The following is a 23,568-nucleotide window of genomic DNA, read 5'->3' on the forward strand; positions in this document are numbered from 1 at the left end:
GAGTTCCCAACCCGGAAGCTCTCCTTCATTTGTTTACCACAACGTCTTTACTCCCATGTATTCCAATGCCTGATTCACTTCGTCGATATCATACGTGCCGTTTTGCAAACAAAAACGGATCACGAGGTCAAAGGGATCATTGTATGAAAGGGAATAGCCGGCGGCATCTAACAATTCTTCGGTTTTTGTTTCTTCTAATCGCAATCCGATTGCCAGGGCAGCGGCGGTTTGTTTGCTTGTTTTGTAATCCGGGTTGGATCTGATTTTGGAGAACAGTCTTCTGTCGAGTCCGGCCCGTTTATACACCTCAGAATCGGTATATCCTTTCTCGTCGATGAACGCAAAGAGTGTTTCGGAAAAGGAAGGGGACTGTTTTTCCTTTATATAGTCTTCTAAATCCGCTATATTCGTTTCGCTGTCTACGGAAAAGATACTTTCTGACTCATATAGCGGCATGTTCATGCTGATTCGATGCATTTCCACGTATTCCTGCAACGCTTCCAGCGTGTTTTGATCAAGCATGATCGGGCCTCCTCATTGTCGCTTCAAAGGCGACCTGTTCCTTTGTTTTTGTTGTTATCATTATAGCATCGAAAGCATACGAAAGGATGAGGAATCGATGAAACAAAAGGTGACGGAGATTATTTTCTTACTCGATCGGAGCGGCTCGATGAGCGGTTTGGAAAGTGATACCATTGGCGGCTTCAATGCTATGATGGAAAAGCAGCGCCGTTTGGAGGGTACTACGACAGTAACCACTGTTTTATTTGACCATGAATACGATATATTGTGGGAAGGGATGGACGCGGAGCAAGCTGTGTTGACAAGCAATGAATATGTTGTCAGAGGTTCGACCGCCTTGCTGGATGCTGTTGGGAGGACGATTCTAGATGTCGATCGACGACATTTACAAGCAGGATTTGAAGACAGACCGGATGAGGTGTTGTTTGTCATCACTACCGATGGAATGGAAAATGCCAGTAAAGAATTCAGCTATGAAAAAGTGCAACGCTTGATTAAGCGGCAAAAACAGCTGCATGACTGGCAGTTTATTTTTCTGGGGGCTAACATCGATGTGGCAGTCGAAGCGAGCCGGATGGGGATCGAGGAAGAAGATGCCCATGCATTTGAAGCGTCCGCCGAGGGTATGGCAACCATGTATGATCAAGTAAATGAAATGATGATGGAGAAACGAGGCAGACGATGATCCCGTGCCTGGGCACGAATACCGTGTCCAGGCAAATATGTTTGGATAATAGCAGGGTTGGTTATGAAAAGAGTACGAGGAAGGAGTCCTACATATGAAAGTGTCTTTTCGAACGCTCTATTCTATTATCTTGTTTGGAGCAGGCATTTTGCATTTTGCGCGTGAGCGGGGCTTTCGCAGAATCGTGCCTAAAGTAATTCCCTTTCGACGCTCCATTGTACTAATCACAGGGATAGTGGAAATGATTTTTTCCGTACTGCTCTGGGTGAAAAAAGGGCAGCAGCTAACAGGGAAATTCTTGGCGCTTTTTATGATGGCAGTTTTTCCGGCAAATGTATATATGGCTGTGAAAAGAATATCGTTCCGGCCGGGAAAACCAGCAAACCCTTGGATTCTATGGTTGCGTTTACCCCTCCAGTTTCCGTTGGTTGTCGGGGCATTGAAGCTTGGAAGAAAAGAAGGCTGAAAACTACTATGAAAAGTCGAAGTCCAATTTATCGACCAAGGGTCTTAGAAAGAAAGTAACGGTCGATACGAATGAGTAAACCCGACAGTCCAAAGAGGGCTGTCGGGTTTGCCATTTCAGTCGGTCTTGTTTATTGCACCATTTGGTTGATCAACGTTTTGTTCCGCTGCTTGAAGATTTCATTATGGGAGGATACCATGCCGTACTCTTGGGCATCCGGCTCAATGTATTGCTTTGCCCGGTTGACGGCATTGGCTGCATCTTGGAAAGCACCGGCGATGAGGTGTACTTTCCCGTCATATTTGAGAATATCTCCGGCAGCAAACAGTCCGTCCACCGATGATTCGCTTGACGGGTTTCCCTCGATAAAATAATTGTCGCGTTTTTTTATGTCCATGGAGCAGTTTTTCAACAGCTCCGTGTCCCGTTCGTAGCCATGGTTGATGATGACTTCATCAATGGGAAGTTCGGTTACTTCGTTTGTCAGGTGGTTGGTCAACTCCACTGATTTTATTTTCTCTTTTGTTTTACTTGCGACCAATTTGGTGATGGAAGTATGGAAGTAACATTCCGCCGGACTGTTTTTCAACTGTTCGACCTGCGCTTCATGTCCCTTGAGAGCATCCTTTCGATACGTTAAATAAACCTGTTTGGCGAATGGGATAAGTTCGTTTGCCCAGTCTACTGCAGCATTTCCGCCACCTGAAATAATGACGGTTTTATCCTTGAATTGATTCAAAGATTTCACCGTGTAATGCAGGTTGGCTACTTCGTATTTTTCCGCACCGTCGATCTCGAGCTTTTGCGGCTTCAATATACCACCGCCGACAGCGACGATGACCGTTTTTGAATAATGTTTTAGTCCGGCTGCCGTATGCAGAACAAAATGGTTTTCATCGTTCCGGGTGATTTTCACGACTTTTTCATTCAGTGCAACTGTCGGCTCAAAGGTAAGCCCTTGTGCAACCAGTTGCTCTATCAGTTTTTCACCAGAAACGGGGGTCAGGCCCCCGACATCCCATATCATTTTTTCCGGATAGACATGGATTTTGCCGCCGAGATGCGGCTGATATTCGATCAGTTTCGTTTTCATCGCCCGCAGTCCACTGTAAAAAGTGGAATATAATCCGGCAGGACCGCCTCCTATGATGGTCACATCGTACAATTCTTCTTCGTTCATTTTCTTCTCCTCCTTGGTTGAAAAGTATTGATGCGGTGGATGTAAGTAGCGACTTCTCGAGCTGTATGTAATGAATCATCGTTTAAATGATAATGATTTTCAATATCAATTAAATCTTACCACAAGCAAAGAAGTAACTCAATAACATGTGATAGAAGTATCGAAAAGAGAATGGGAAACGAAACTCCGTATTTCTTGAGATTTACGGTATTTTCTTCAAGCGGTATGTGATTACAAGCTGTTTAAAACAGGGACAGACGTGGAACGACAAGAAAATACAACCCAAATGAAAAAAGGAGGAAGAGCATGGGCAAGTTAAACGATAAAGTGGCAGTCATCACAGGCGGTGCGACCGGCATCGGAGAAGCGACTGCAAAAGTTTTTGCGAACGAAGGTGCGACGGTAGTGATAGCGGATATCAAGCAGGAAGAACTGGAAGGTACTGCGAAAGAAATCCGGGATAATGGAGGCACTGTGAAAACATACCGGGTTGATGTATCCAAGGAGGAAGAAGTGGAAGGCTTTGCTGATCAGGTAAAAGAAGAATTTGGACGGATTGATGCTTTGTTCAACAACGCAGGGACGGATCAAGAGGGCGGAAAAGTACATGAATACCAAGTTGAACTGTTTGATGAGATTCAACAAACGGACCTGCGCGGTACTTTTTTGATGAGCAGGTATTTTATCCCGCTGATGCTCGATAAAGGAGGCGCGATCGTCAACAACGCGTCGATGTCGGGCAGCTTTGCCGATTTAGATCGTTCTGGCTACAATGCGGCAAAAGGGGCGATCATTAATTTTACGAAATCCATCGCGATTGACTACGGAAGGCAGGGGATCCGGGCCAATTCCGTTTCGCCGGGTACGATTGAGACGCCACTGATTGACAAGCTTGCTGGCACGAAGGAAGAGAAAAGCGGTCGGCAGTTCAGAGAATCGAATAAATGGCTCGCACCGCTAGGTCGTCTTGGTGATCCAGAAGAAATCGCAACGGCTGTTCTGTTTCTGGTTTCTGATGATAGCTCTTATATGACCGGACAGGACATGATTGTCGACGGTGGAATAACGGCGTACACTTGGCCGGGAAAAATGGTCATGGACGATAGCTGGAAAAACACCACAGAATAAAAGGAGAGTGTTCATCCCCGTATGCAGGATGAACACTCTTTTTTTCAATACTCTTCGTAAACGGCAGGATCCTGGTCGTTGATGCGTCCGTCCGGTTTGGTCATGGAGGAGATACTGTTCATTTCCGCGTCGTCCAGTGAGAAATCAAAAATCGAAATGTTTTCCCGTTGCCTGTCCGGATTTGCAGATTTCGGGATAGAGATAGCCCCTAATTGATAATGCCAGCGTAACACGACTTGTGCTGCAGATTTTTGATGGCGTTCTGCGATTTGCTGGATCGTAACTTGCTGTAGGATGTCGTTGCCATGTCCAAGCGGACTCCACGATTCTGTCTTAATGCTGTTTTCTTCATGCCACTTTCTTTGTGGTCCTTGGTTGAAGTAAGGATGCAGTTCGATCTGGTTGATGCTTGGTTTTTCTCCCGTTTCCTTCTCCAGTCTTTTTAAATGGTCGGGAAGGAAATTGCATACGCCAATCGAGCGGATCAGCCCTTGTTTTTTTGCATCGATCAATGCTTGCCATGCTTCTACGTAGTGATCCTGTTTCGGATTGGGCCAATGAATCAGGTAGAGGTCATAATAATCCAGGCTGGCACGATACAAGGATTCCTGGACTGTTTTGATTGCTTTCTCATAAGTTTGATAACGTCCCGGCAATTTGGATGTGATGCGCAGTTTTTCCCGGGGAACAGCACTGCGTTTCACCGCTTCGCCAACCGTACCCTCGTTTTCATAATTGTAAGCGGAGTCGATCAGCCGATAGCCGTTTTCTTCGATAGCACGCTGAATTGCAGCAGCGCCTTCATTGCCGTTAAGGGCATAAGTACCCAAGCCGATTACCGGGAGTTCCAAACCATCATGCAGGGTCACTTCTGGAATTTGGTTGTTCATTCTATTCGCTCCTTTCTATCATTGATTTATAAGATTATCATAATTCGGACTATTTTTCCTGATTGCTGTTTTCGATGGCGTTGTGGGTTTACCATAAAATTGGGGCTTCGGGCTATTCTTCTTACTGGAATTCAGATGGAAGTATATACAAATATTGTAAACAATAGGATAGAAATCAATCCCCGCGGTATTTTGTCTTGATTATATAAAATTAGCCCCCGTAAACGCAGCGGAGGCAAGAAATGGAGACTCCAACGGGAACAGCACGAGCTGAAAATCCCGCAAGAAAGCGTTTTGTGCTTTCTGAGGAAGTGGAAGCCGTGCCCGTGGAAAGCGTAGTAATCTTGCATAGCGATACGAACTACTCATCAACTAACAGGATAATAAGAAGTCTATCTAAGGAATACAAATATTAAAAAACGAGCGAATTTGATTGATTGTTCAAACTCGCTCGTTTTTTGTTTTGGTGGCCATGCTTTTGTCCCGGCCGCCTACTGTTTTCATTAGGTTTTCATCAACAAATAGATAAAGTAACTACCGCCGATGATGGATACGATGAGACCGACCGGTATCTCCGATGGTGCAAGGATGTTTCTTCCAATTGTATCTGCCACGACTAACAACAAAGCTCCCATCAATGCGGCGATCGGCAAGAATCGTTCGTGGGTAGGGCCGACTAGTTTTTTCGACAAGTGTGGGACGACCAGTCCGAGAAAGGCAATCCCTCCGCCGACTGCCACGCTGGCACCTGCCAGAGCAACTGCGATGAACAGCACGGTCATTCGTTCCCGTTCCACTTTTGTTCCGAGTCCCTGGGCGACGTCTTCCCCCAGATAAAGGGTGTTCAGTGATTTCCCTTTATATATCGCAAGCGGGACAAAGAGGATGATCCATGGCAACAATGCGAGCACATAACTCCAGTCTGTACCGGAAATATTGCCGGACAGCCAGACGGTTGCCCTGGTGAAATCATCTGGGTCCATTTTCAATTGGAAAATGATGATCAGTGCGGCGAAGGCACTGTTGATTCCGATCCCGACCAATACGAGCCGGATAGGCGATACACCGTTTTTCCATGAAATCGTGTAAATCAGAACCGCTGCTGTTATTGCTCCGATCAAAGCAGATAAGGGCATCATGTAAATCGACAAAGAGTCGGAGACAACAGTGCTGCCTTCAAACAGGAAAATGTACAACACAACGGCGAAGCCTGCTCCTGCATTGATGCCGATGATACCGGGATCCGCCAATTCATTGCGCGTCACACTTTGCAGCAGGGCGCCGGAGACAGTCATCCCAGCTCCGATTAATAACGCGATAGTCATTCGCGGCAACCGGAATTGAAATAATACCATTTCGTTCTGGGCGTCACCGTTTCCGGTCACTGTCCGAAAAATCTCCAGCGGAGAAATCCGGATAACGCCGAGATTAAGACTTAACACCAATGTCGCGATGATGGCCAGGAATAAAGCAAGGCCGATCAGCCACGTTTTTTTCTTTGTTTGCTTGCTCATTATAACGATCTCCCTTCACGACGTGCTAAATAAAGAAAGAAGGGAACACCTATTAAAGCGGTAACCGTTCCGACCGGTGTTTCGAAAGGCGGATTGATCATTCGCGATACGGTGTCGGCGGCTACAAGCAGGATCGCGCCCAAAATGGCCGAACAGGGAATGATCCAGCGGTAATTGATTCCTACCAGGAAGCGGGTGATGTGTGGAATCACAAGACCAATAAAACCGATGGTGCCTGCGACCGATACTGCCGCACCTGTAAGCAAAAGGACGACGATCGTGCCTGCGAATTTAATTAGGCCTGTTCGCTGGCCGAGCCCTCTGGCCACATCTTCCCCTAAATTCATGACGGTGATCGAACGGGCGAGCAGCAGAGCCAGAATGATACCGATGATGACGATGGGAGCGAGTAATTTTACATGCACCCACTGTACGCTGGATACGCCTCCTGCGTACCAGAAACTCATATCCTTCGCGATATTGAAATGAATCGAGATACCTGATGAGAGCGAATTAAGCATCGCAGTAACCGCAGTACCTGCCAATGCCAGTTTGACCGGTGTAAGTCCGGTTTTGGAAATCGAGCCGACGGCAAAAACGATTCCGGTACCCAATCCTGCGCCGGCGAACGCCCACAGCATCATGGTTATGCTGGATGCTGACGGGGTGACTACCAGTGCGACTGCCATCATGAATGCCGCTCCGGAAGTTACTCCCATAATCGAGGGAGAAGCAAGGGGATTTCGTGTCATCCCTTGCATGATCGCCCCGGACATAGCTAAGGCGGCACCGATCAGAGCAGCTGCCAAGGCTCTGGGAATCCGTAAATTCCGGATGATTTGGTGCGAAGTGGAGGAAGCATCGAATTGGTAGATGCTTTGCCAAATCGTTGCATATTTCACGTCTGCGGCTCCATATAAAATAGACAGTCCCATCGTCAACAGTAGAACTGCCAGTCCGCCTATTAAAATAACCGTAGCAAGGAGAGGGCGGGGTCCTTTGTCTGCAGCTGTAATGTTTGCCATATGTAATACTCCTCATGGATAATCGGTAGTGAGAATACCTATCATTATAATATACTGCCAATATAAAATAAAGCTTGTCATTGATAATGAGAATTGTTATCATTTAAGATGTCAATTAGATAATCAGGAGGATAAAGACATGAAAAAGAAAAGTTATCTTTACATATTTACCAGCTTGCTAGTCTGTTTCTTTGTTTTATCTGCTTGTGGAAATAATCAGGATGAGGATAATGCCTCTGATAGCGATAATGAGAATAAACAAACCGAAACGGAAAACGAATCCGGTGAACGGACGTTGACCGATGCAATGGGAAACGAAGTCACTATTCCCGAAAATCCAGAGCGGGTGATTGCTTCCTATTTGGAAGATTATCTGGTGGCTTTGGATATTACACCTGTCGCACAGTGGTCTGTACAGGATGGAGCAAGCATCCAGGATTACTTGCAGGACTCGCTGGGCGATGTCCCGACCATTCCGCATGACCTTCCGTATGAAACGGTCGCAAGCCATGATCCCGATTTGATTATCATGGATTCCGCAGAAATGGTGGAAGGCAACAAATATGAGCAATACAGCAGCATTGCCCCGACGTATGTCGTCGGAACCGAACAAAACAATGACTGGCGGGAAGAGTTTAAGCAAATCGGCGAGATCTTCGGCAGGGAAGATGATGTTCAGAAAGAGTTGGATGAATATAAACAAAAAGCAGAAGAAGCCGGCGAGAAAATCCAAACAGCGATTGGCGACGAATCTGTAGCCGCTATCTGGCTGGTAGGAGGAACTTTCTATATCGTGAGTGATAACCTTTCCAGCGGTGACGTCCTATACAATGATCTTGGTCTGGCACTGCCGAATGTTGTGAAAGAGATATCTGAAAGCTCTGAAGCGAACTGGTCGGAAATTTCCCTGGAGAAGTTGGCTGAGCTTGACGCTGATCATATCTTCCTGATCAACAGTGACGGGGAAGGTGCTGAAGCGCTGCAGGATGACATCTGGCAGAACATCCCAGCTGTCAAAAACGACAACATTTACGAGTATGGACCAGAATCCAGCTGGCTATATACCGGACCGGTTGCGAATGAACAAATGATTGATGTTGCAGTGGAGAGTTTGACAGAATAATAACCAGTAGAGACTGGAAGAGCCTATCCGTGCAGGATAGGCTCTTTTTGCGTTAAAAACAGTGGACTTTAGTTGCTTTCATGTTTTTTTCGTTTGAAAATCAGTTCGAAAAAGGAAGCCAATCCATAGCTTTTTGTTGGTGGGGCGAAAATTTGAACCAATTCCCATCCCTCTTTTTCATGTTCGGAAACAATGCTATAGTAATCCTCTTTAGGCTTTTGTTTGTAATCCAATTCGATTTTTATAAATTTATGTTCATACAAAGCAATTACCTCCTTTTTAAGTGAATACGCTTTAAAAAGGAGGAAGGTTTCAATTTCTAGGAAACATGAGTGTATGGCTTTGAAATCATAGGGCGACAGCCAATCCACTTAAACTATCATTTATATTTTTATTCTATCTCTGAGAAATCACTTGGCAGTTCTTCCTCATAGTTCCCGTAAATGTCTATGACTTCAAAAAACTGGTCGTCTTGATAATGTATGCCATATATATTTTTGATGATATCTTCAGCGTCTAGATCTTCATCATATTTGCTTTCAAGCTGGAAATAATCTATGTAATCGATTTTGCCATGTGGCGGAACTGTCATTGTAGAATCGAATGCATCGTCATGTAAGTCGGCTTCAGAATATTCTTCCCCGGTATCGAAGACAAAGCATCTTGTTGCATCATAGTGAACTTCCTCATCCGACAAGTTTTCGACCCGGATATAAGCTTTTGCGAGCTGATTGTTTCTGGCTTCCATTTGATAAGCGGTAACCTTGAGTCTGTCTTCGGGGATGAAACCGTTGATGCTTTCTGGCGTGCTTCCAGCTTGTTCATCAGCTGGCTGCTCAATACTCTCGCTTGCAGCTATCTCATCAGTTGCATCGATCGGTGCTTCTGCTTCCTGTTTTTGTTCTTTCAAAATACCTGCATACGATTCTGGTACTTCCTGGTGTAAGTTTATCGTCACAGGCATATCCAGATACTCCCCTTCGTACTTCAAGTTGAAATCCTCTGCTAGAAGTGGCTTTTGGGTGGCTTGTAAATCAGTGATCATGTCAGTATAAAGATAACCTTTAGATTGACGTTCAATAGTTTCCGTACGGATATCATTATCGGCGGTTAGCTGATAGCCGTGTTGCTCTCCATCGATCTCTGTCCAAATCGAAAAATCATCTTCCCCAATTTCGATTTTCTCATCCGTGTTGTTTTTGGCTGCAATTAGTACTGGGATTTGCCCATCGTCGCTTAGCTGGTCACTTGCGAGGTAAGCTTCAAACATAATGTCCTGGGGAACTGTTTCTCCTTGACTTGTTTGAGAGTTCTCGCTTTTTGCTTGGGTTTTTTCTTCGATCTTGGTAGTGTTGCAAGCAGCTAAAGCAACCAGTGCAGCTACTGCCAGTAAAAAATATAAATTTTTCATGTTGAATTCCTTCCTGATAAATAGATTCTGAACAAAAATATTCTACACCTTATTGGTGCGATTTGGTAGATGCAAATATTCGAAGCTTCGGTGGTTGGTGAAATGCCATGATAAAATAGGATAAGAAGCCGCAGTCTATTACGTGCGGAAATCAGACCACGAAAACTAGCGGATGCAAGATTCGGAGACTCCGAGGGTAACAGCAGGAGCTGAAAATCACGCGAAACAGCGGTTGCTGCTTTCTGAGGGAGTTGAAGGAACGCGCAGTATCTTGCCGCAGCGATACGAAGCACGCATCAAACAACAGGATAATAAGAAGTCTATCTATGGCACACAAAAATTAAAAAACGAACGGATTTGATTTATATATCATATCCGTTCGTTTTTTCTTTTGTGGCCATGATTATGTCCCGGCCACTTTATTTATGCTCATACTCTGTTTCATAGATTTCCAGCATTTCCATTTGGTAGTCTTTCGCGGCAGCGGCAACCTGTTTGTCGATTGTGAGCTTGCCTTCATTGGCCAGCCACTTGGTCAGCGCTTTTACCGTTGTGACCATATCCTTGATCATCGACTTGCTGACTTCTTTGTTTAAAGCGAAGAAATCGACCAATAACAGATCACGCCAGAATGCCAAATCACACGCTTCCCAGCTTTGCTTGTCCCTTGCTTCCAAAGCCTCTCTTATATCAAACAGACTGTTACGGTATTTACGTTCCGTTCCTTCCGATTTTCCGTCCGTTTTTTCTTTGTAACAAGCAACGATGTCTTTAACGTAAAATGCATTTACCGTGTCCGCCGTGAATCCGAGTTTTTCATAAATTGGAATATCGGCTTCGGACACCACGTGTTCCCGAGGCTCGGGAGAAACTGGTCGGATGCTGGTATGACGGTTTTCTCCTCCAGTCACAAATGGTGACAGCGGCAGGCCGAGTTCTTTCCTGACGGTATTGAAGTCGGGAGTGATATCGACAGCTCCGTATCTTTCATGAACCATTCGATGCATATCATTTTCGGCCTGCTTCAGCCATTGTTCGGCAAGTTCCACTTGTCCGGCCGAGACGAGTTCCCGTAAAGATTGGTTGTCATAAACCGGGATTTTCTTATCCACATCGGTATGCAAGGAATGATGGGCGTATAAAGCGATATATTCCGGCACTCCTTCATCAGAGGAAATAGCCAATTGCTTACTGTCTATCTGTACGGGAAGCATGAAGCGCTGTTCAAAGTTTTCCGCATAAGAAATTGCACCGTTGGTCTTTTCCACTTTTCGCAAGAAGGCGTCGACGGTTTCCCGGTCGGTTGTCGTGAAGGTCAATGACTTGTTTTCGATTTCCAAGGTGGCGTTCACTTCCGACAAATGGACCTTTCCATTTATTTCGCTGTCGCTATATTCCTGGACGTTGCTCAACCAAGTCAGTCTCTTATGGGTAACTCCCCATTCATCGATGCCGAAATCCTCATCGTTGTATAAAAAACGTTCTGCCTCGTCTTTGTCGTTCAACAGGAACATGTAAGTGTAAGTTACTTTTTCCTGTTTGGCGCGTTCTTCTGTTTCTGGACCGTTCACAAGGGCTCCCAGTATTTCAGGATAGTATTCCAGCAAGACTTGCTCCAGGTCAGCACCGTTTTCCGTTTTTAAATCCCTGATGAAATTTACTGCGTGATAAAATTGCTTGGGTGAAACCAACGACCTCACTCCGTTGAAGTAGTAAGAATCATCGACAGGCTCAAGCAGCGCCAATGTTCCGTGCCAAGGAAAAACTTGTGGAAGGTTTTCCTTCGTGATGGGAAGGTTGAATGTTTCTCCGCGGAACTGTTCTCGGAAAATAGCCTCTTTCTCGTTACTGTCGATTGCTTCAATCATTTTCGGCTTCATCCGCACCCAACGTTCCGCCATTTGTTTTTCTTCTGGGGAAAGACGCTGTTCGTTTTCGGCCAGGAACCATTCAATTCCGCGCAAGCCATTGTCATATCGATGGAAGAAATACAGCCAGAAATTGAAAAATCCCCGTTGATTGCCTCCAAGTCCGCTGTTTGCCCGCTTTTTAAACTCAGCTTCCAACGGATGATAAGCATTGATGGACAGCTTGTCCAGGATAAAATCGTTCAACTGGTTGACCATGTTGAGCTTTTGCTGGGCAAACCGTTCTTCTTTCACCTCTTGCAGTTGAACGACATTGTCTTTCTTCATACAGCATTTTTTATATTTTTTCCCGCTGCCGCAAGGGCACGGGTCATTTCTGCCAACTTTCGTAATCATCTGTATTCTCCTTTGCGTTAGGTTTTTCTCTTAATGTTTCGTTTGCCTGCCCGGATGGACAGAAAGCATTTCAATCTATGTAGGAGCTAGCACACCAAAAAGGCTGCCGTAAGCAGCCTTGCCATTGTAACATTATTCGTCTGAGGAAACGGTTTTAAGAGCTTTGTAGTTGTTTTTCTGTTGCTTGTGGAGGGTATGCCGGGTTCCCCATTCATGCATCGCCTCCAGAATCGGTTGTAAGCTCATGCCGTATTCCGTGATCGAATATTCCACTTTCGGCGGTACTTGCGGATAAACGACACGCTTAATAATATCCTCTTCTTCCAGTTCACGCAACTGTTTTGTCAGCATTTTTTGCGTAATTCCCGGCACACTACGTTTAAGATCGCTGAAACGTTTCGTGCCGTCCTTCAGCAAATGAAGCAGGATAATCGGCTTCCATTTACCAACCAGGATGCCCAACGCATCTTCTACTTTGCACAAATCCGGTTCGATTGTCATGAAGTTCACCTTCTCATGGTATCTTTTAGTATACTATAGCACTTCTAAGTGGGTACTTACATTATTTGTTTATATCTTTTACAATAACAGTGCACAGGGAAAAAAGAAAGGCGGAAATTTTGTGGAAGCTTTTCCTATCATCCAAAACAAAGGAATGGAATTAGGTTTGTAGACAGAGAAGAGTTTTACCTTACGGACATCAAAACAAAGAAGGTAATAATTATTTACTTAAAAGATATTGGAAAGTTTGACTTATATTTTCGACGATAATTTTATCTTTATTTTTGCTGAATAAACTTCTCTTTCCTTTGGAAATAGTGAGTTATTTTGTAATAGCGTTAATTATTTTATTACCGTTTATTTTCTATGTGTGTGTCAATAAAAAAGAAAGAAACAAGCATATGACCGAAGAATAATAGGTTGGTGAACAGGAACGATTAGCCAAACTCATTGTAAATGGCGAAGCTGACCGAGAATGCAGGACTAGCGGCCAGCGGGGGCGGGGAAAGCTGTTAAAAGCAGTTTGTTTCATCATTAGCCTCAACTATCCTGGCAACAAAGAAACGGTCAGGAAGTCAAGTTTGCTGAAAGGTGGAAGGAATATGGAAAAATATCGAATCGATAAAAACAAAGGATTGGAATTTGGGATTTATACATTGGGCGATCATTTGCCGAACCCATTGACAGGAGAGAGGATTTCAGCAGAACAGCGGCTGCATGAAATCATTGAATACGCAAAACTGGCCGACCAGGCAGGAATCGATTTCTTTAGTGTCGGGGAGAGCCACCAGGAATATTTCGCGACCCAGGCACATGCTGTGGTGCTTTCGGCAATTGCTCAGGCGACGGAAAACATCAAAATAGCCAGTTCATCGACGATTATCAGTACCTCTGATCCGGTGCGTGTTTATGAAAACTTTGCCACCCTCGACTTGATTTCCAAAGGAAGAGCGGAAATCATCGCCGGCAGAGCCTCCCGGATTGGATTATTTGATTTATTGGGCTATAATATCCGCGACTATGAAGAACTGTTTGAAGAGAAGTTCGATTTGCTGCGGCAAATCAATGAACAGGAAACAGTCAACTGGAGCGGAGAGTTCCGGGCGCCATTGAAAAATGCGCGTGTCCTGCCTCGTCCGCAATCTGGTTCCATGCCGATTTGGCGTGCGGTGGGCGGTTCTCCTGCCAGCGCGATCAAAGCCGGTTATGCAGGGGTTCCGATGTTCCTTGCGCATTTGGGAGGGCCGGCAACGGTGTTCAAACGTTCGGTCGATGCATACCGGGAGGCAGCGCGCAGCAGAGGTTTCGATACGGACGAACTGCCGGTCGCGACTGCAGGCTTTTTCTATGCAGCTGAATCTTCTCAGCAGGCACTCAAAGACATGTACCCATTCATCAACGAGGGCATGAAGAAAACAAACGGACAGGGCTTTCCAAAGCAGCATTTTGCACAAGGGGTCGATCCGCATAATATCATGAACATAGGCAGTCCGCAGGAAATCATCGAAAAGATTTTGTATCAGCACGAGTTGTTCGGTCATCAGCGGTATATTGCCCAAATCGACTTCGGAGGCATGCCGTTTGATAAACTGCAGAAAAATATCGAGTTGATCGGTACGGAAATTTTACCAGCGATCAGAAAATATACAGCAAAGGATTAGGAGGAAGCGGAAGTGAAAATTGTCGGATTATCCGGTTCAAAGGTAGGCAGCAAGACGAGAACAGCCATGAACTATACCGTCCAAGCGCTCCAGGAAAAATATCCGGATACAGAAGTGACGTTAATCGATTTGGCTGAGTATGATGTCCAGTTCAGTGATGGGCGGAATTACATGGAATACGATGGAGATACAAAATATGTAGCGGAGACAATCATGGAAGCTGATGCGATTGTCATCGGTACTCCTGTATTTCAGGCGTCGATTCCGGCTACGCTGAAAAATGTTTTTGACCTGCTTCCGGTCAATGCGTTCCGTGACAAGGTCGTCAGCATATTGGTGACAGCAGGTTCGCCAAAGCATTATTTGATGGTCGAGCAGCAGTTGAAACCGATTCTTGCTTATATGAAAGCACAAATGGTGCAAACGTATGTGTTTATCGAGGAAGAAGATTTTTACCGCAAAGAAATCGTCAATGATGACGTATTGTTCCGCATCGGTCGGCTGGCAGAGGACACTGTCGTGTTAACCGAGACATTCAGCCAGATTCGGGAAGCGAAAGAAGCGGAATACGATTTTTAAAAGAAGTGAAACAGGGACAAAAGCATAGTGACCAAAACAAAAACCGAACGAATTCGACTCGTTCGGTTTTCGTACTTACATATATACAGAGCAAATCTCCACGCCGACAAGGTCCCTCGCTTTTCAATAGACTATCTTTTTCTGTTTTTTCACTCATTCATCTCAGGAAATTTGCTGACCACGCTTTACCAGCTTTATTTGGCATGGGTTATGAAGTTATATCGGTATTCCGAAGTCTTAAGACGAAACAAATGCACGAGTGTTTTCGTAGTAATCAATATAATGCCAACTTTGACCAGGATATAAGCGGTTGAAGGAAGGAGAGGAATATGGACGATAGAATGAAAGCATTGGTGGATGTGACGAAAAAGAAATTTGGTTTGCACAACTACTATTTGGGGAGACATGCTTTTAATCGCCATGTAGACATGTTTAAACAAACGAAATATACCTTGAGCATGGAATGGTTTCCAATCCATGCTCAAGTGCCCGACGAAGATGGGTTAAATCCAGAGGGGACGGCAGTAATTGAAATGGATATCAATCAACATGTTTTCTCGAGTGCCATATTTGTCGGTGGGAAATCATTTGCGGAAAACGGCATCGCTTTTTCTCCTTCATCAAGGGAGGCTGTCATCAGTTGGGTGGAGAAAGAAACCGGGCTGGTATTTGGCAATCAATTCTCCGCACAGAAAGCTTCCTGTCAGGAATTTCGGTTTCAATCCTGTGTGGACGGAATGCCCACTTCTCCCGGTGGTCAAATAGAAATAAAGCTGGATGATGAAGGAAAACTAATCTTCTTTTCGATTACCGGAGAGTTTCCGACGACGGAAGTGGTGGAGAAAGCTGTCTATCAACTGAGTATTGACACCATAGAAGAGTTGGCGAAAAAACAAGTGCAGTCGGTTGAGTTTCCGGTTTTCGAGCAAGAGAAGCTGACTTCCGTTTACGCGTTGGAAGAAATATACGTGAAAAACGATCGAAAAGGAACGATACCTTTTGAAGTGAACGCTTCCTCCGGGACTATTGTATTAGTAGACACCCCCCTCTTCTGGTGGAAACAGGTTGATTCAGTAAGTTCTTTTACTCCGCTAGAGATGAGCTGGCAGGAAAATATAACAATGGATCAGGCATTTGCTTTGGAGCCATCGCCGGATGTATTGCCAATTACCTGTGAGCAAGAAGATGGATGTAAGGAGGCAGTAAGAGAAGTGCTGCAGCAAGAATACCCGGATGATTCAGGAAAGTGGATCATGAAGACAGTCCACCGTGAAAATGGAAAACTGGTTGCAACGCTAAAGCCCAATAATCATAGTCAGAGGGTGTTTAGTAGAAAGCTGCTTGTATTTATCGATGCTGATCGTTTAATCCCGGAAAATTATATCGATAACCAAGACTTGTGGAAAATGTTTGAGTCCTGGGAAGCCCCTGAATCTGTAACCCTCCCTAAAGAAATGGCATTTGAGAAAATGAAGGACCTGTTGAAGCTGGAACCGGTATATGTATATGATTCTACTGAAAACAAGTACATCCTCTGCGGCAAACTTGACTGCCACTATGGAGTTTCTGGAGCTGATGGAGAAGTTCTTTCGCTAAAAGATTTATAGGGTCACAAAAGGCTGATCATGACCTGGTTTTTAGCTGGTTGTTTGTTATACTCAGGGATAAGAGAATGAAAAAATGTCAAGAAAGGCGGGAAGCAACGTGTACGAGCTGAAGACGAAAGAGAACGAGCATAGTGTCATCGCGTTTATCGAAGCGGTCGACCATCCGAAAAAAAGGGAGGATGCCTATCAATTGTTGGATATCTTTACCGAAACGACTGGATATCAGGCGAAAATGTGGGGAGCGAGTATCATCGGTTTTGGCTCCTATCATTACAAATATGCTTCCGGTCACGAGGGAGATGCTCCGCTCGTCGGTTTTTCCCCGCGCAAGGCACGCATCAGCCTGTATATGGCAACCGGTGATCCAAATCGTGAAAAGCTGCTTCCTGAGCTGGGGAAACATATGGCCGGGAAAGGCTGTATTTATATCAATAAGCTTGCGGATATCAATCCAGCTGTTCTAAAAAAGATGATCATCCAGTCCGTGACGTTTTTGCAGGAAGCTTATCCGTCCCCCCAAAAATGATTGGCCGTTATCGCCGCACCTGGCAAACAGGGAGCGGTATTTTTTTGGAAATTTTATGTTCAAATGAACAAAATAAAACTTGTTTATGAGCATTATTTTGTTACAGGTAACATTGAAAGCGGTTTTTCGGTTTGATAGAATGTAACAATCAAAGCTGAGGAGGCGAACAACATGGAAATAAACAAGAAAACGCTTCACGCTATGGAAGAGAAGTTGCAATCCATTTATGAACAGCAGGACGCTGCCTACTTACTGACAAATATACAACGATTGCTGGATGAGTATGAGTCGACTATTCCAACTCAAAACAGGAAGCACGAGTTTGTATCGGAGAAGGATACGATTTTGATTACGTATGGCGATACCATCAAGGAAGACGGCAAAGCTCCTTTACAAAGTCTCCACGAATTTCTGAACGGTCATGTGAAGGATACCGTCTCCGGTGTCCATGTACTGCCTTTTTATCCTTTCAGTTCGGATGATGGCTTTTCTGTAATCGATTACTTTTCGGTCGATTCAAAGCTGGGCAGTTGGGATGAAGTTGAAAGCCTTTCAGACGATTATGAATTGATGTTCGACGCTGTTATCAATCATATTTCCGCCAAAAGTGATTGGTTCCAGGAGTACCTGAAAGGGAATCCTGCCTATCAGGATTTTTTTATCGAAGCCGATCCGGAAGCTGATTACAGCAAGGTTACTCGTCCAAGGGCATTGCCGCTGCTGACGAAATTTGAAACCGCTAACGGACCGAAATACATTTGGACAACGTTCAGTGAAGATCAGATTGACCTGAATTATAAAAATCCGGATCTCGTTCTGAAGATCATCGAATTGCTTTTATTTTATATCGGTAAGGGAGCCAAGTTGATCCGTCTCGATGCCATCGGATTTCTATGGAAAGAGATGGGCACGAGCTGCATCCATTTGGATCAGACCCATCGAATGATTCAATTGTTCCGGCATATCGTCGAGACGATTGCGCCTGATACGATTTTGATAACGGAAACCAATGTCCCGCATAAGGACAATATCAGTTATTTTGGAAATGGATATAACGAAGCGCGCATGGTGTACCAGTTCCCGCTGCCTCCATTGACGCTTCACACCTTTTTGACCGGGGATGCGAGTCACCTAGCTGACTGGGCAAGCAGCGTGGAAGAAACAACGGGAGAAACCACCTTTTTTAATTTTCTGGCCTCGCATGACGGAATCGGCGTCCGTCCTGTGGAGGGAATCTTGACCGATGAGGAAGTCGAGGGAATGATCGACCAGGTTCAGTCCCACGGCGGCTATGTTTCTTACAAGGATAATGGCGACGGGACAAAAAGTCCGTATGAGCTGAACATCAATTACTTTGATGCATTGTCACACCCAGATGATGAATTGGAAAAGAAGGTGAAGCGGTTTGCGGCTGCACAGTCGGTTTTGCTTTCTGTAACCGGTGTTCCCGGCATCTATATTCACAGTATGCTTGGTTCGCAGAATGATCAGGAAGGAGTCGAGGCGACTGGACGTTACCGTTCCATCAATCGGGAGAAGCTTGACCGGAGCAAGCTTGAAAAAGAGCTTGCAGATCCATCGTCAATACGCAGCCAGGTACTAGATAACCTGAAACAATTGATCAAGATAAGAACCGCTGAACGGGCATTCCATCCAAACAGCCCACAGCAAGTACTCAAGTTGAACAACCATGTCTTTTCAATCGTCCGGACGAATAAAGACAATGCAGAAGAAAAAGTATTTGTCCTGATCAATGTATCCGATAATCAGCAAAGCCTGATTCTTGATAGTGGCAGCCAAACAGCACGCGATCTTATTTCAGGAAAAACCTATCGCCCCCAAACGGATAAGCTGTCGGTTTCCCTCGAGCCGTATCAAGTTATCTGGTTGAAGGCCTAGGGGGTATCAACATGAAGTATGTAATTGCCCCTGATTCTTTCAAAGGTTCCATCACGAGCATCGATGCAGCCAAAGCGATCAGCCGTGCTGTCAGGGAAGCGGATGAACAGGCTGAAGTAGTAGAGTTGCCGATGGCTGACGGTGGTGAAGGGACGGTCGATGCCGTTCTGCTTAGCAGAGGCGGAGACAAAGTAACGTGCCAGGTAGAGGATCCGCTTGGCAGGATGATTGCGGCAAGCTATGGCTGGGTGGAATCAGAAAAAACGGCGGTCATTGAGACGGCTGCTGCTTCCGGACTGCCGTTGCTGACGGAAGAGGAGCTGGATCCTTGGAAAGCGTCCAGCTATGGAACCGGCCAGCTGCTCAAGGATGCATTGGAAAAAGGGGCGGAAACAGTCATTCTCGGACTTGGCGGAAGTGCAACCGTGGATGCAGGTGTCGGATTGTTCCAGGCATTGGGACTGAAGGTCTACGGGCAAGACGGCCGTGAAATGGGGCGGCTCGGCGGGCGGCTCGACCGGATAGGGAAAGTAGACGCCTCCGACCTCCACCCTAATCTGAAGCAAGTCAAATTTATCGTCGCCTCCGATGTGACCAATCCGTTGCTCGGCAAAGACGGAGCTGTCGCGGTGTTCGGCCCGCAAAAAGGCATATCGGAGGAGGATCTTGAAAATTTCGAAGCAGGAATGGCCTCCTTTGCTAAAGTAACAGGCAAAGCAGTAAAGCGGAACATGACGGAAGAACCGGGCAGCGGTGCTGCTGGCGGAATCGGATTTTTGCTTTATTCGTTGTTGACGGTCGAATTCCGCAGCGGCCTGGAGCTGATGGTCGAATTGACCAAACTGGATGAACACTTGGACCGAGCGGACGTTGTGTTCACCGGAGAAGGAAAAGTGGACGGCCAGTCGTTGTTCGGCAAAGTGCCGGTAGGTGTCGCCCGGACTGCCAGGAAGAAAGGGATACCGGTTGTGGCGTTTGCTGGCATGATCGGCGATGGTCTCGACCGGCTCTACGAGGAAGGGCTCACGGCTGTCGTACCGATTGTAGATCAGCCGATGAAGCTGAAGGACGCAATGGCTGAAGGGAAAGCGTTGTTATATAAAGCAGCCAAGCGGACGATGCAGCTGATTTTACTAGATAAAAGGGAGATTGGGAGGGGAACAAAATGAATAACTTTACAACGATCGATTTTATCGTTTTGATTGTTTATGTATTGGGGATAGCATTTTTCGGTGCATTTTTCGGAAAAAATCAAAAATCCACGAAGGACTATTTTTTAGGCGGACGCAGCATTCCCTGGTGGGCAATCGGATTGTCGGTAATGGCGACACAGGCCAGTGCGATTACATTTATCGGTGCGCCAGGCTGGGGATATTCCGGCGGACTGGAGCGGATAAACACCTATATCAATGTTCCGCTGGTCATGGCATTTTTGATGGTGACCATCGTGCCGTTCTTTTACCGGACGGAAGTATATACGGCATATGAATATCTGGAAAGGCGGTTCGATGCGAAAACAAGGTCGCTGACAGCCGGTTTGTTCCTGGTGGCTCGCGGGCTGGCCACAGGAGTGGTCTTGTATGCCCCTGCGTTGGTCTTATCCGTTGTGACCGGCTGGGATGTAAACGTTACAATTATCATCATGGCGATCATCGCGGTTGCCTATACCGTTCTGGGCGGAATTTCCGCTGTCATATGGACAGATGTCATTCAAATGTTTGTCTTGTGGCTGGGAGCCGCATTAGCCATCATTAAAATCATCAGTACCATGCCGGACGGTTTTTCCGGTGCCATGGATATCGGTGCTGAGGCAGGTTTGCTGCAGTCGCTCGATTTCCGGTTCGACTTGTCTGTGGAGTATAGTATTTGGGCCGGTGTCATCGGTGGTTTCTTCATGCATGCCGCTTATTTCGGCACAGATCAAAGCCAGATTCAACGGGTATTGACGAGTAAGTCCATCAAGGAAAGTAAAATGTCTTTGATTGTCAGCGGATTGTTCATTTTTCCGCAAATGATGCTGTTCCTGATTATTGGAATTATGCTGTATGCATTCTACTCGCAGGCTGGCAGCCCCGGAGTTGAAAACTTGAATGAACTGTTCCCGCTGTTTGTGGTCAACAACTTTCCCGTAGGTATCACCGGGTTGATCATTGCCGGCGTCTTCGCTGCAGCGATGTCGAGCCTTGATTCGGCTTTGAACTCACTGTCAGCGGTGTCGATTCGTGACTTTTACGCAAAATATTTCAAAAAAGACGCCTCGGAAGGCCATTACTTAAAAGCTTCCCGTTGGGCCACGATTTTCTGGGGATTATACGCGACGGTTTTTGCCTTTTTTGCAGGGAACCTCGGCCCGGTCATCGAAGTGGTGAATGAAATCGGCTCTTACTTCTATGGTGCTCTGCTTGGTGTTTTCATACTGGCTATCTTTTTCCGGCGGGCGAACGGTACTGGAGCATTTGTCGGAGTCATTGCCGGAATGCTCGCTGTCTGGGCAGTGGTTACGTTTGCCGATATCTCGTTTTTGTATAATAATGTTGTCGGAGCTGTCGTAGCAGTAGCTGTTGGATATGCCGTCAGCCTGTTTGGCAAAGCACCGGTGAAGGAGAAACTTGCCGGCTTGGTATTCGGTGACACGGAGCCGGTGCAGGAAGTATTGAAAAGGCGTCAGTCGGAAGCTGATAAAATAAAAGAAATCGAAGAGGAAAAATCGATGAAAAAATGGCCGTACATTTTGGTTGGCTACTTCTTCGTCACCTTGCTGATTTTATATATCATTCAAACAACAACGATGTAGGTGAAAGCACATGGATAGCTATGTATTGCAACAGGCTGTTGGGCAAGAGGAAGCCGTACGGTCGATTAGACAACATCAAAACAACCTGATTGCCAAATGGCAGCGGTTGTTCCGCTCGGGACGTCAATTGACCTCCATTGAGTTGGTCCATCTTCCTTACTGGTGCTTTACCTATCAGTATCACAGCAAGCAGATGAAAGATCCGATCCGGGGGAAGGTTGCAGTGGAAACATATCGTCACCATACGGCCATTCTTCCAGAATCAGCTCAATACGACCCGGCGGAAAACGAACAGACATTGCTCCTGCCATGCGGTGGACCTGTTCCGGAGGTCGCACGGGATGAAATTTACTGGGAGGCTTTCAGCCGCGAAAAGAAGCGCAAAGACATCACGGTGGATATCCTGGAAACGTCCTTGTTGTATGTGCCATACTGGATTGGCTATCTTCAGGGGGAAACCATCGATATTATAGCGGTAGATGCTGCAAATGGAAAAATTGACTTAGGAATCAAAGATTCACTGCTGGAAGCTGTCATGGCTTCCAGCAAATAAAGGGCTGCCTCGACGGCAGTCCTTGCTGTATTTCAAAACAACATGCGGGGGATGGCAAATGGCACTTTTATCTGAAGCAATCGCACAGCAAATCGTTTTGGAAATGGAAAAAATCATTGAACGTAATATCAATATCATGAATGAGACAGGCGTCATCATTGCAAGTAAAGATACAGAGCGGATCGGCAGCTTTCATGAAGGAGCTTTGAAAGCGATTCAGGAAGGGGAGACGGTTCCGATTTATTCAGATCAGAGCCACCAAGGGGCAAAGGCAGGAATGAACATGCCGATTTTATTCAAAGGAGCGCTGATTGGCGTGATCGGTATTACCGGGCATCCGGACGAAATCAGCGACTATGCCAAAATCATTCACAAAATGACCGAGGTGATGGTAAAAGAAGCGTATGTAAGCCAGGAACTTGAACTGGAAAAGAGCGCGAGAGAGCGGTTTGTGCATGAATGGATGCAACGACAATGGACCGACCGGCGTGATTTTATGCTGCGTGCAAAAACATTGCGCATCGATATGTCGACATCAAGACAGGTTCTACTGTTTGATCTTGTCCATGTAAAGAGAAAACAGGATTCAGAAGTGACCAGGCAGGAACGCTTACGCTCGATCATGAAAGAAGTTGGCGACATGCTTGGTGTCGGGGAGCAGGATATCCTGGTGATGTGGCAATCCAACCAGTTTGTTTTGTTGAAGCAAAACGCGCCTGCTTTCTTTCCTTCCCGGGTAAAGGAGAGCCTCCGGCGTCTGAGCAGCAATCAAGTCGAAATTTATTGCGGTTTGGGCAGACAGCATCACGGCATGGATGGCACAGTGAAATCATTCGAAGAGGCACAACAAGCGGTGTTTTTCGCCAGGCAAAAACAACAGTCTGTTGTTGTATTTCAAGAGTTGGGTATCGAGTCGGTTGTTTTCCAGATTCCCGAAACGGTAAAAGAAGATTTTGTCGAGCGGTTTTTCCCTGTTTTTCATGATGAAAAGCAGCATCAACTGGTGGAGTCTGTCAAAGTGTTCCTCGAACATAATCAAAGCATTGCGTCGGCCAGTGACGCGTTGTTCATCCATAAGAACACCTTGCAGTACCGTTTAAAAAAAATGGAGCAGTTGACGGGTCTTGATCCCCGGAAATTTCAGGACGCGGCATTATATTGGCTGGGCTTGGCATTCCTGGAAAAACACTGAAACGAGCTCGGGACAAAAGCATCGTGGCCAAAATAAAAATCGGACTTC

Annotated in this window: 22 protein-coding genes; 13 read left to right on the forward strand and 9 right to left on the reverse strand. The window is 45.9% G+C overall.

The genetic code is table 11. From position 1 onward, the window contains the following. Positions 1 to 33 precede the first annotated feature (33 nt). Positions 34 to 522 carry a hypothetical protein gene (locus F6X55_RS19740; protein WP_026569467.1) on the reverse strand — a complete coding sequence of 163 codons (489 nt, stop codon included), beginning with the start codon at positions 520 to 522 and terminating at the stop codon, positions 34 to 36. Between the two features lie 97 nt (positions 523 to 619). Between F6X55_RS19740 and F6X55_RS19745 the strand changes: the two genes are divergently transcribed. After that, a complete protein-coding gene (locus F6X55_RS19745) occupies positions 620 to 1,207 on the forward strand; it encodes a vWA domain-containing protein (RefSeq protein ID WP_153465493.1) in 588 nt (195 codons plus the stop codon). A gap of 94 nt (positions 1,208 to 1,301) precedes the next feature. Next, positions 1,302 to 1,673, forward strand: a complete 372-nt coding sequence (locus F6X55_RS19750; protein WP_153465495.1) for a DoxX family protein — start codon at positions 1,302 to 1,304, stop codon at positions 1,671 to 1,673. Between the two features lie 130 nt (positions 1,674 to 1,803). On the opposite strand, the gene F6X55_RS19755 is transcribed toward F6X55_RS19750, so the two are convergent. After that, complete coding sequence (locus F6X55_RS19755; RefSeq protein WP_153465498.1) at positions 1,804 to 2,853, reverse strand: NAD(P)/FAD-dependent oxidoreductase; 1,050 nt, start codon at positions 2,851 to 2,853, stop codon at positions 1,804 to 1,806. A gap of 306 nt (positions 2,854 to 3,159) precedes the next feature. Between F6X55_RS19755 and F6X55_RS19760 the strand changes: the two genes are divergently transcribed. Next, positions 3,160 to 3,981 carry an SDR family oxidoreductase gene (locus tag F6X55_RS19760; RefSeq protein ID WP_153465500.1) on the forward strand — a complete coding sequence of 274 codons (822 nt, stop codon included), beginning with the start codon at positions 3,160 to 3,162 and terminating at the stop codon, positions 3,979 to 3,981. Positions 3,982 to 4,025: 44 nt separating this feature from the next. Here the strand turns inward: F6X55_RS19760 and F6X55_RS19765 are convergent, their stop codons facing one another. The 3 genes from F6X55_RS19765 to F6X55_RS19775 form a co-directional block, all read right to left on the reverse strand. Further along, positions 4,026 to 4,871, reverse strand: a complete 846-nt coding sequence (locus F6X55_RS19765; RefSeq protein ID WP_153465502.1) for an aldo/keto reductase — start codon at positions 4,869 to 4,871, stop codon at positions 4,026 to 4,028. Positions 4,872 to 5,374: 503 nt separating this feature from the next. Further along, entirely contained in the window at positions 5,375 to 6,385 is a 1,011-nt protein-coding gene (locus tag F6X55_RS19770) for a FecCD family ABC transporter permease (RefSeq protein ID WP_153465504.1), read from the reverse strand. Then, positions 6,385 to 7,410 (reverse strand): FecCD family ABC transporter permease, encoded by a 1,026-nt coding sequence (locus F6X55_RS19775; RefSeq protein WP_153465506.1) that lies wholly within the window; start codon positions 7,408 to 7,410, stop codon positions 6,385 to 6,387. Before F6X55_RS19775 ends, F6X55_RS19770 begins: the two co-directional genes overlap by 1 nt. 139 nt (positions 7,411 to 7,549) lie before the next feature. Between F6X55_RS19775 and F6X55_RS19780 the strand changes: the two genes are divergently transcribed. Continuing rightward, a complete protein-coding gene (locus F6X55_RS19780; protein WP_153465508.1) occupies positions 7,550 to 8,533 on the forward strand; it encodes an iron-hydroxamate ABC transporter substrate-binding protein in 984 nt (327 codons plus the stop codon). Between the two features lie 68 nt (positions 8,534 to 8,601). On the opposite strand, the gene F6X55_RS19785 is transcribed toward F6X55_RS19780, so the two are convergent. From F6X55_RS19785 to F6X55_RS19800, 4 genes are all read right to left on the reverse strand, one after another. Continuing rightward, entirely contained in the window at positions 8,602 to 8,796 is a 195-nt protein-coding gene (locus F6X55_RS19785; RefSeq protein ID WP_153465510.1) for a DUF4177 domain-containing protein, read from the reverse strand. Between the two features lie 128 nt (positions 8,797 to 8,924). Further along, positions 8,925 to 9,944 carry a hypothetical protein gene (locus tag F6X55_RS19790; RefSeq protein ID WP_153465512.1) on the reverse strand — a complete coding sequence of 340 codons (1,020 nt, stop codon included), beginning with the start codon at positions 9,942 to 9,944 and terminating at the stop codon, positions 8,925 to 8,927. Between the two features lie 419 nt (positions 9,945 to 10,363). Beyond that, on the reverse strand, positions 10,364 to 12,208 hold the full coding sequence (locus F6X55_RS19795; protein ID WP_153465514.1) for a YecA family protein: 1,845 nt from the start codon (positions 12,206 to 12,208) through the stop codon (positions 10,364 to 10,366). Between the two features lie 132 nt (positions 12,209 to 12,340). Beyond that, positions 12,341 to 12,709, reverse strand: coding sequence for a winged helix-turn-helix transcriptional regulator (locus F6X55_RS19800; RefSeq protein ID WP_026571815.1), 369 nt, complete (start codon positions 12,707 to 12,709; stop codon positions 12,341 to 12,343). Between the two features lie 602 nt (positions 12,710 to 13,311). Between F6X55_RS19800 and F6X55_RS19805 the strand changes: the two genes are divergently transcribed. The 9 genes from F6X55_RS19805 (at position 13,312) to F6X55_RS19845 (ending at position 23,520) form a co-directional block, all read left to right on the forward strand. Continuing rightward, the gene (locus F6X55_RS19805) at positions 13,312 to 14,370 is read left to right on the forward strand and encodes an LLM class flavin-dependent oxidoreductase (RefSeq protein WP_026571816.1); all 1,059 of its coding nucleotides are present in this window, start codon (positions 13,312 to 13,314) and stop codon (positions 14,368 to 14,370) included. Between the two features lie 12 nt (positions 14,371 to 14,382). After that, complete coding sequence (locus F6X55_RS19810) at positions 14,383 to 14,949, forward strand: NADPH-dependent FMN reductase (RefSeq protein ID WP_026571817.1); 567 nt, start codon at positions 14,383 to 14,385, stop codon at positions 14,947 to 14,949. A 329-nt stretch (positions 14,950 to 15,278) separates the two neighbouring features. Beyond that, positions 15,279 to 16,556, forward strand: a complete 1,278-nt coding sequence (locus F6X55_RS19815; protein WP_153465516.1) for a hypothetical protein — start codon at positions 15,279 to 15,281, stop codon at positions 16,554 to 16,556. Between the two features lie 97 nt (positions 16,557 to 16,653). Continuing rightward, complete coding sequence (locus tag F6X55_RS19820) at positions 16,654 to 17,082, forward strand: DUF1801 domain-containing protein (protein WP_153465578.1); 429 nt, start codon at positions 16,654 to 16,656, stop codon at positions 17,080 to 17,082. 171 nt (positions 17,083 to 17,253) lie between these two features. Beyond that, positions 17,254 to 18,981: an alpha-amylase family glycosyl hydrolase gene (locus F6X55_RS19825; protein ID WP_153465518.1), complete on the forward strand. Its 1,728-nt coding sequence runs from the start codon at positions 17,254 to 17,256 to the stop codon at positions 18,979 to 18,981. Positions 18,982 to 18,992: 11 nt separating this feature from the next. After that, complete coding sequence (locus F6X55_RS19830) at positions 18,993 to 20,150, forward strand: glycerate kinase (RefSeq protein WP_237648725.1); 1,158 nt, start codon at positions 18,993 to 18,995, stop codon at positions 20,148 to 20,150. Continuing rightward, on the forward strand, positions 20,147 to 21,775 hold the full coding sequence (locus tag F6X55_RS19835) for a sodium:solute symporter family protein (RefSeq protein ID WP_026571822.1): 1,629 nt from the start codon (positions 20,147 to 20,149) through the stop codon (positions 21,773 to 21,775). The genes F6X55_RS19830 and F6X55_RS19835 overlap by 4 nt, the downstream gene beginning before the upstream one ends. A gap of 10 nt (positions 21,776 to 21,785) precedes the next feature. Next, positions 21,786 to 22,328 carry a hypothetical protein gene (locus F6X55_RS19840; RefSeq protein WP_026571823.1) on the forward strand — a complete coding sequence of 181 codons (543 nt, stop codon included), beginning with the start codon at positions 21,786 to 21,788 and terminating at the stop codon, positions 22,326 to 22,328. A 58-nt stretch (positions 22,329 to 22,386) separates the two neighbouring features. Continuing rightward, positions 22,387 to 23,520: a CdaR family transcriptional regulator gene (locus tag F6X55_RS19845; RefSeq protein ID WP_153465523.1), complete on the forward strand. Its 1,134-nt coding sequence runs from the start codon at positions 22,387 to 22,389 to the stop codon at positions 23,518 to 23,520. Positions 23,521 to 23,568 lie beyond the last annotated feature (48 nt).

The sequence above is a fragment of the Sediminibacillus terrae genome, assembly GCF_009602435.1.
Classification (GTDB): Bacteria; Bacillota; Bacilli; order Bacillales; family Amphibacillaceae; genus Sediminibacillus; species Sediminibacillus terrae.

Coding starts and splice junctions, on each gene's coding strand:
- F6X55_RS19740 (WP_026569467.1), bottom strand. CDS start 522: ATGCTTGATCAAAACACGCTGGAAGCGTTGCAGGAATACGTGGAAATG.
- F6X55_RS19745 (WP_153465493.1), top strand. CDS start 620: ATGAAACAAAAGGTGACGGAGATTATTTTCTTACTCGATCGGAGCGGC.
- F6X55_RS19750 (WP_153465495.1), top strand. CDS start 1,302: ATGAAAGTGTCTTTTCGAACGCTCTATTCTATTATCTTGTTTGGAGCA.
- F6X55_RS19755 (WP_153465498.1), bottom strand. CDS start 2,853: ATGAACGAAGAAGAATTGTACGATGTGACCATCATAGGAGGCGGTCCT.
- F6X55_RS19760 (WP_153465500.1), top strand. CDS start 3,160: ATGGGCAAGTTAAACGATAAAGTGGCAGTCATCACAGGCGGTGCGACC.
- F6X55_RS19765 (WP_153465502.1), bottom strand. CDS start 4,871: ATGAACAACCAAATTCCAGAAGTGACCCTGCATGATGGTTTGGAACTC.
- F6X55_RS19770 (WP_153465504.1), bottom strand. CDS start 6,385: ATGAGCAAGCAAACAAAGAAAAAAACGTGGCTGATCGGCCTTGCTTTA.
- F6X55_RS19775 (WP_153465506.1), bottom strand. CDS start 7,410: ATGGCAAACATTACAGCTGCAGACAAAGGACCCCGCCCTCTCCTTGCT.
- F6X55_RS19780 (WP_153465508.1), top strand. CDS start 7,550: ATGAAAAAGAAAAGTTATCTTTACATATTTACCAGCTTGCTAGTCTGT.
- F6X55_RS19790 (WP_153465512.1), bottom strand. CDS start 9,944: ATGAAAAATTTATATTTTTTACTGGCAGTAGCTGCACTGGTTGCTTTA.
- F6X55_RS19795 (WP_153465514.1), bottom strand. CDS start 12,208: ATGATTACGAAAGTTGGCAGAAATGACCCGTGCCCTTGCGGCAGCGGG.
- F6X55_RS19800 (WP_026571815.1), bottom strand. CDS start 12,709: ATGACAATCGAACCGGATTTGTGCAAAGTAGAAGATGCGTTGGGCATC.
- F6X55_RS19805 (WP_026571816.1), top strand. CDS start 13,312: ATGGAAAAATATCGAATCGATAAAAACAAAGGATTGGAATTTGGGATT.
- F6X55_RS19815 (WP_153465516.1), top strand. CDS start 15,279: ATGGACGATAGAATGAAAGCATTGGTGGATGTGACGAAAAAGAAATTT.
- F6X55_RS19825 (WP_153465518.1), top strand. CDS start 17,254: ATGGAAATAAACAAGAAAACGCTTCACGCTATGGAAGAGAAGTTGCAA.
- F6X55_RS19830 (WP_237648725.1), top strand. CDS start 18,993: ATGAAGTATGTAATTGCCCCTGATTCTTTCAAAGGTTCCATCACGAGC.
- F6X55_RS19835 (WP_026571822.1), top strand. CDS start 20,147: ATGAATAACTTTACAACGATCGATTTTATCGTTTTGATTGTTTATGTA.
- F6X55_RS19840 (WP_026571823.1), top strand. CDS start 21,786: ATGGATAGCTATGTATTGCAACAGGCTGTTGGGCAAGAGGAAGCCGTA.
- F6X55_RS19845 (WP_153465523.1), top strand. CDS start 22,387: ATGGCACTTTTATCTGAAGCAATCGCACAGCAAATCGTTTTGGAAATG.